The sequence below is a fragment of the Heliomicrobium undosum genome (genome assembly GCF_009877425.1).
GTDB classification, from domain to species: Bacteria; Bacillota; Desulfitobacteriia; order Heliobacteriales; family Heliobacteriaceae; genus Heliomicrobium; species Heliomicrobium undosum.
Genome location: NZ_WXEY01000016.1, coordinates 73,237 through 80,330, shown reverse-complemented (window position 1 = coordinate 80,330; position 7,094 = coordinate 73,237). Strand labels below are relative to the sequence as shown.

Sequence of the window (7,094 nt, the reverse complement as noted above, 5' to 3'; positions counted from 1 at the left end):
AGAATGCAGCAACAGCACACATCCCGCGTCTCCCCCTTGACGGCCGACCTGATCCTGCTCTCCGTGGCGGCCGTCTGGGGGGGCACTTTTGTGGCCGTCAAAAACGCCATCGCCTTCATGCCCCCCTACACCTTCCTGGCCATCCGCTTTTTCATCGCCGGACTCTTTCTCGCCGTCATCGCCGGGCGGCGCTGGCAACGCCTGACCGGCGCTGCCGTCCGCCACGGCTTCATGCTCGGCGCCTGCCTCTTCGGCGGCTACGCCTTGCAGACCATCGGCCTCCAGTACACCACCTCGTCCCATGCCGGTTTTATCACCGGATTGTCCGTCGTCCTGGTGCCCCTCGTCGGCTGGATCGTCCTCAAACAGGTTCCCCGCAGCGGCGTCCTCGCCGGCGTCGCCATGGCCGTCACCGGCCTGGGGCTGCTCACCCTCACCGACGACCTGACTATCAACCCGGGCGACCTGCTCGTCCTGGGTTGCGCCTTCTGTTTCGGCCTACATATCTTCCTGGCCGGACAGGTGACGTCCCGCCATGACCCGATGTTGCTCTCCATCATGCAGATCTTTGCCGTCAGCGTCGCCTGCACCGCCTTTTCCTTTTTTACCGCTCCGCCGCTGGCCTACGACCAGTTCCGGAGCGAGGTATGGACGGCGCTCGCCTTGACGGCCATCCCGGCCACCTCGCTGGCCTTCTTGGCCCAGATGTATTTTCAAAAATTCACGACGGCCACCCGGACGGCGCTCATCTTCGCCACCGAGCCCGTCTTCGCCCTCATCTTCGGCATCGCCCTCGCCGGCGAGACGCTCACCCTGCGGGGCGCCTTCGGCGGCGTCCTCGTCATGGCCGGGATCGTCGTCGCTGAGATGATCGGCGCCGGGGAGTCCGATGAGGTCGACCAGGCCGCTGCATGCGACGGCGCGGACGGCAGGGCGGCGTAAAACATGGAGAACAGGGAAAGTCCCATCGCGTAAGAAAATCGAAAACAGGATTGAATGATTATACATGAAACCGTATAATTATTCTTGTATTATGCATGACGATAAGGAGGTCGGCCGAACAATGATTCGAGCAGCGATTGTGGGCGCCACCGGGTATACGGGCGCAGAACTGGTGCGCTTGTTGACCCGGCACCGGGAAGTGGAACTGGTCGGACTGACCTCCCGCCAATATGCGGATCAACCCTACCCCAACGTCTATCCTCACATGAGCGGTCAGGTGGACTTGGCCTGCCAGACCCAGGACATCGACAACATCACCGACACCGCCGACGTGGTTTTTTTGGCCTTGCCCCACGGTTTGTCCGTCCCCTGGGTGGCCGAGTGCGTCCGCAAAGGCAAAAAGGTCGTCGACCTGGGCGCCGATTTCCGCCTGCGCCGCGCCGCCGTCTATGAACAGTGGTATCATGTGACCCACGAAGCGCCGGAACTGCTGGCCGAGGCCGTCTACGGCCTGCCGGAACTGAAACGCGAACAGATTCAAAAGGCCCGCATCGTCGCCAACCCCGGCTGCTACCCGACGGCCTCCCTGTTGAGCGTCGCCCCCCTCTGCGGCCAGGGCCTGATCCGCGAAGACCGCCTGATCATCGACGCCAAGTCGGGCGCCTCCGGCGCCGGCCGCAACGCCAACCTGGCCCTCATCTACGGCGAAGTCAACGAAAACGTGAAAGCCTACAACGTGGCCAAACACCGCCACAACCCCGAGATCGAACAGGAGGTGGCCGAGCGGGCGGGCCTTGACCCCGACGCAATGGCTATCACCTTCACGCCCCACCTGATGCCCATGACGCGGGGCATCCTCGCCACCGTCTACGCCGACCTGAAAGAGGGCGTCCGTCCCTCCGCCGAAGAGGTGCGTGACCTCTACCGCCAGTTCTACGCCGGCGAACCCTTCATCCATATCATGGACGAAGGCGTCTGGCCGCAGACCAAATGGTCCTACGGCTCCAACCACGCCTTCATCGGCTTGACCGTCGAGGCGCGGACCGGCCGGATCATCATCACCACCGCCATCGACAACCTGGTCAAGGGCGCCTCCGGCCAGGCGATCCAGAATATGAACATCCTCTTCGGCCTGCCCGAGACGACGGGCATCGAGGCGGCGGGGATTTATCCCTGATATTTCGATGACAGATGACAGCCCGAACACAGGGCTTGCGTTAATTGGGAAAACAACCCGACTTGAGACAGGAGCGCGACGACCATGCAACAGCAGATCAGCATACTCCCCGGCGGGGTCACCTCGCCGAAGGGCTTTCAGGCCGCCGGCGTGCCGGCGGGCATCAAAAAGCCGGGCGTCCTCGACATGGCCCTCATCGTCAGCGACACCCCCGCCGCCGCCGCCGCCGTCTACACGACGAACAAGGTTCAGGCGGCGCCCTTGCAGGTGACGAAGGAACATATCGCCGCCGGCCCCCTCAAGGCCGTCGTCGTCAACGCCGGCAACGCCAACGCCTGCACCGGCGAACAGGGCCTCGCCGACGCCCGTGCCACCACCGCCCATGTGGCCAAGGCGCTGGGCATCACCGCCGAGCAAGTGGCCGTCGCCTCCACCGGCGTCATCGGCCAGCCCCTGCCCATGGCGAAGCTCCTGGCCGGCGTCGACGCCCTCGCCGGCGCCATCTCGCCCGAGGGCGGGGAACAGGCCGCTCGCGCGATCATGACGACCGACCTCGTCCCCAAAACGGGCAAGGTGGAGATCACCCTCGGCGGCCAGACCGTCACCATCGGCGCCATGGCCAAAGGCTCCGGCATGATCCACCCGAACATGGCCACCATGCTCGCCTTTTACACGACCGATGCGGCCATCGCGCCGGCGCTGCTGCAACAAGCCCTCAGCGCCGCCACGAAGGTTTCCTATAACATGATCTCCGTCGACGGCGACACCTCGACGAACGACATGGCCGTCATCGTCGCCAACGGCCAGAGCGGCGCCCCGGCCATTGAGGCGGAAGGCCCCGACTACGATGCCTTCACCGCCGCCCTGACAGCCCTCTCCATCCACCTGGCCAAGATAATGGCCCGCGACGGGGAAGGGGCCACCAAGTTGATCGAGGCCCGCGTTGAAGGGGCGGCCACCGCCGAAGACGCCCGCAAAGCCGCTCTGGCCATCATCAAGTCGAACCTCTTCAAGTGCGCCGTCTACGGCAACGACGCCAACTGGGGCCGCGTCATGTGCGCCATCGGCTACTCGGGCGCGAACTTTGACCCGGCCAAGGTGGATGTCTTCCTCGGCCCTGTCCAGACGGCCCGCCAGGGCTTGGCCCTCCCTTTTTCCGAAGAGGAGGCCTCGAAAGCCCTCGCCGCAGAGGAGGTTGTCGTCACCGTCCGCCTGAACGACGGCGACGCCAGCGCCACCGCCTGGGGCTGCGACCTGACCTACGACTACGTGAAGATCAACGCCGATTACCGCAGTTAATGCAAAAAAGCGTCGTCGATTTCGATAGCAAAAAGGGAGAGACACCATTGCTGAAAGCGTTAGAGAAAGCGGGCATCCTCGTCGAAGCCCTGCCCTATATCAAGAAATTCTCCGGCAAGACCGTCGTCATCAAATACGGCGGCGCCGCCATGGTCAATGACCAACTCAAAGAAGCCGTCATCATGGACGTCATCCTGATGAAACTCGTCGGCATCCATCCCGTCGTCGTCCACGGCGGCGGCCCCGAGATCAACGGCATGCTCGACCGCCTCGGCCTGAAGAGCCACTTCATCCAGGGGCTGCGCGTCACCGACGAAGCCACCATGGAAGTCGTCGAGATGGTCCTGGCCGGCAAGGTCAACAAAGAGATCGTCGCCCTGATCCAGCGCTTCGGCGGCAAGGCCGTCGGCCTCTGCGGCAAAGACGGCGGCCTGATCCAGGCGAAAAAACGCTTCGAACTCGTCAAAAACGAAGCCGGCGCTCGGGTGCCCACCGACATCGGCTTTGTGGGCGACGTCGTCAAGATCGAACCGGGCCTCGTGCGGGAACTGGCCGACCGGGGTTACATCCCCGTCATCGCCCCCATCGGCGTCGGCGAAAACGGCGAGTCCTACAACATCAACGCCGACACCGCCGCCGGCGAACTGGCCCAGGCGCTGGAAGCCCACAAACTGGTCCTGCTCACCGACGTGGAAGGCATCCTGCGCGACCGCCAAGACAAGGCCAGCCTCATCTCGTCGCTGCGCATCGACGACGTGCCTGCCCTGGTGGAAGAAGGCGTCATCAGCGGCGGCATGATCCCCAAAGTCACCTGCTGCGTCGAGGCGCTTCAGGGCGGCGTCGGCCAGACCCACATCATCGACGGCCGCCTGCCCCACTCGCTCCTTTTGGAGGTCTTCACCGACAAGGGGATCGGGACGATGGTGCTCAAGTAAGAAAAAAGAAATGGGGGGAACGGCGGTGACCGGGACGATGAACAACGCCCAGATCGTCGAACTGGGAAAAAAATATGTGATGAACACCTACGGCAGGCTGCCCATCTCGCTGCTCAAAGGGCAGGGCGCCCGCGTGTGGGACGCTGACGGCAGGGAGTACCTGGACTTCCTGGCCGGCTTGGCTGTCAACTCGCTCGGCCACTGCCACCCGAAGGTCGTTGACGCGCTCCAACAACAGGCGGCAACGCTGTTGCACGTGTCCAACCTCTACTGGATCGAGCCGCAGGTCAAGCTCGCCCAGGCGCTCGTCGAAAACTCCTTCGCCGACAAGGTCTTTTTCTGCAACTCCGGCGCTGAAGCCAACGAAGGGGCCATCAAACTGGCCCGCAAATACGCCAAAAAGACCTGGGGCCCCGACAAATATGAAATCATCACCATGGAAAAATCCTTCCACGGTCGCACCCTGGCCACCGTCACCGCCACGGCGCAGCCGAAATACCAAAAAGACTACGAGCCGCTGCCCCAGGGCTTCCGCTACGTCCCCTTCGGCGACCTGAAGGCCCTGGAAAAAGCGATTACCCCGAACACCTGCGCCATCCTCGTCGAGCCCGTTCAGGGCGAAGGCGGCGTCAACCTGGCCGAACCCTCCTTCTGGCAGGGCCTCGCCAAGCTGGCCGAAGCCAACAACCTGCTCATCATCTTTGACGAGGTCCAGTGCGGCCTCGGCCGGACCGGCAAACTCTTTGCCCACGAACACTACGGCGTAACGCCCCACATCATGACTTTGGCCAAAGCCCTCGCCGGCGGCGCCCCCATGGGCGCGCTCCTCGCCACCGATGAAGTGGCCAACGCCTTCCAGCCGGGCGATCACGCCTCCACCTTCGGCGGCAACCCCCTCGTCGCCGCCGCCGGCGTCGCCGTCATGGACGTCCTCCTCAACGACGGCCTGATGGACAACTGCCGCGAGGTCAGCGCCTACTTCATGGGCCACCTGCGCCGCTTCCAGGAGAAATACCCCTTTATCACGGAGGTGCGCGGCCTCGGCCTGATGGCCGCCTGCGAACTCGACCGCCCCGGCGCCGACATCGTCGCCGCCTGCCTGGAAAAGGGCCTAATCATCAACTGCACCGCCGTCAACGTGCTGCGCTTCCTGCCGCCGCTGACCATCGACAAGGCCGATGTCGATGAGGCCGTGGCCGTGCTGGAGGAAGTTCTCGCCAGTGTCACCGCGGCCGACGCCGCCAATGCCCCTGACGCCAACCCCGCCGCCACAGGAGGTCAACCGCAATGACAGCAGTAAAACCGGCCGCCGCCTACCTCCTGCTGGAAGACGGGACCCTCTTCAAAGGGATCCCCTTCGGCTACCGGGGGAGCAGCACCGGCGAGGTGGTTTTCAACACCGGCATGACCGGCTACCAGGAGGTCCTCACCGACCCCTCCTACGCCGGCCAGATCGTCACCATGACCTACCCCCTCATCGGCAACTACGGCGTCAACTCCGGCGACGCCGAATCGGCGAAGCCCCAGGTGCGCGGCTACATCGTCCGCGAGGCCTGCGCCCGCCCCTCCAACTACCGCTCCGAAAAAACGCTCGATCACTACCTGGCCCAGCATCGCATCCCCGGCTTGGCCGGCATCGATACACGCTCCCTGACCCGGCGCATCCGCGAGCACGGCACGCTGCGCGGGGCCATCATCAATGGAGCGAACGGCGTTGGCAACGGGCAAGCCCTGAACGGCGCGAACGGTTCTGCCAGCTTGAAAGGCTTTAACAACGCTAACGGCCGCTACGGCATTAACAGCGCCGATGCCGCTCCCTGGGAGGGTGAAGCCCTCGCCGCCCTGCGCGCCGGCGCCCGCACCTCCCTGGAAGCCGTCTTCGCTGAGATGGACGAAGAGAGCTACACCTGCTGGATCGAATACCTCACCGCCGTCCGCAACCTGCCCGTGGCCGGCCCCCATCTGGTCAACTCCGTCACCACGCCCCAGGCCTACGTCATCCCCGGCGACGGCTGCCGCGTGGCCGTCCTCGACTTCGGCATCAAGGAAAACATCCTGCGCATGCTCAAAGCCCTCGACTGCCACCTGATGGTCTTCCCAGCCCACACACCAGCAGAAGAGATCCGCGCCGCCAACCCTGACGGCCTCTTCCTCAGTAACGGCCCCGGCGACCCGAAAGACGTCGCCCCGGCCATCGAGACGATCGGCCACTTCCTGCGTCCGGGAACGACCGCCCAACCGCTGCCCATCTTCGGCATCTGCCTCGGCCACCAGCTCCTCGCTCTGGCCGCCGGGGCCGACACCTACAAGCTCAAATTCGGCCACCGGGGCGCCAACCACCCTGTCAAGGACCTGCGCACCGGCCGCGTCTTCATCACCTCGCAAAACCACGGCTACGCCATCGACGAAAAAACCCTCCCGGCCGGCTTCGCCGTCAGCCACCGCAACGGCAACGACAATACCGTCGAAGGACTGCGCCACGAAAGACTGCCCGTCTACTCGGTCCAGTACCACCCGGAAGCCGCCCCCGGCCCCCTCGACTCGGCCTTTCTCTTTGACGAGTTTATCGCCAACATGCGGCGGCGCGTGGAAAAGGTGTCGGCCTAAAGCGAAAAGCGGCGCGCAACCGTTGCGCAACCGCCGCACAACCGCCGCAAAACCGCCGTGCAACCGCAGCGCGCCTAAAACGACCGCCCCGCGCCACATCGGAACGCACACCCGCCGGCGACGCCCAACCGCCG

At 64.5% G+C, this 7,094-nt stretch carries 6 protein-coding genes; all 6 read left to right on the top strand.

Annotated features, from left to right (window positions below):
• Window positions 1-942: DMT family transporter (locus tag GTO91_RS13095; RefSeq protein WP_328793811.1), on the top strand; the 942-nt coding region annotated here is incomplete at its 5' end.
• Between the two features lie 121 nt (window positions 943-1,063).
• Entirely contained in the window at window positions 1,064-2,119 is a 1,056-nt protein-coding gene (gene argC, locus GTO91_RS13090) for an N-acetyl-gamma-glutamyl-phosphate reductase (RefSeq protein ID WP_161259172.1), read from the top strand.
• Window positions 2,120-2,203: 84 nt separating this feature from the next.
• Window positions 2,204-3,418 carry a bifunctional glutamate N-acetyltransferase/amino-acid acetyltransferase ArgJ gene (argJ, locus tag GTO91_RS13085; RefSeq protein WP_161259171.1) on the top strand — a complete coding sequence of 405 codons (1,215 nt, stop codon included), beginning with the start codon at window positions 2,204-2,206 and terminating at the stop codon, window positions 3,416-3,418.
• A gap of 47 nt (window positions 3,419-3,465) precedes the next feature.
• On the top strand, window positions 3,466-4,353 hold the full coding sequence (gene argB / locus GTO91_RS13080; protein WP_161259170.1) for an acetylglutamate kinase: 888 nt from the start codon (window positions 3,466-3,468) through the stop codon (window positions 4,351-4,353).
• 37 nt (window positions 4,354-4,390) lie between these two features.
• The gene (locus GTO91_RS13075) at window positions 4,391-5,644 is read left to right on the top strand and encodes an acetylornithine transaminase (protein ID WP_161259179.1); all 1,254 of its coding nucleotides are present in this window, start codon (window positions 4,391-4,393) and stop codon (window positions 5,642-5,644) included.
• On the top strand, window positions 5,641-6,960 hold the full coding sequence (locus GTO91_RS13070) for a carbamoyl phosphate synthase small subunit (RefSeq protein WP_161259169.1): 1,320 nt from the start codon (window positions 5,641-5,643) through the stop codon (window positions 6,958-6,960). The genes GTO91_RS13075 and GTO91_RS13070 overlap by 4 nt, the downstream gene beginning before the upstream one ends.
• The last annotated feature ends 134 nt before the right edge of the window (window positions 6,961-7,094 follow it).

Bases quoted from the DNA above. Each gene is read 5' to 3' on its own strand.
- GTO91_RS13075 (WP_161259179.1), top strand. From the start codon at position 4,391: ATGAACAACGCCCAGATCGTCGAACTGGGAAAAAAATATGTGATGAAC.
- argJ (WP_161259171.1), top strand. From the start codon at position 2,204: ATGCAACAGCAGATCAGCATACTCCCCGGCGGGGTCACCTCGCCGAAG.
- GTO91_RS13070 (WP_161259169.1), top strand. From the start codon at position 5,641: ATGACAGCAGTAAAACCGGCCGCCGCCTACCTCCTGCTGGAAGACGGG.
- argC (WP_161259172.1), top strand. From the start codon at position 1,064: ATGATTCGAGCAGCGATTGTGGGCGCCACCGGGTATACGGGCGCAGAA.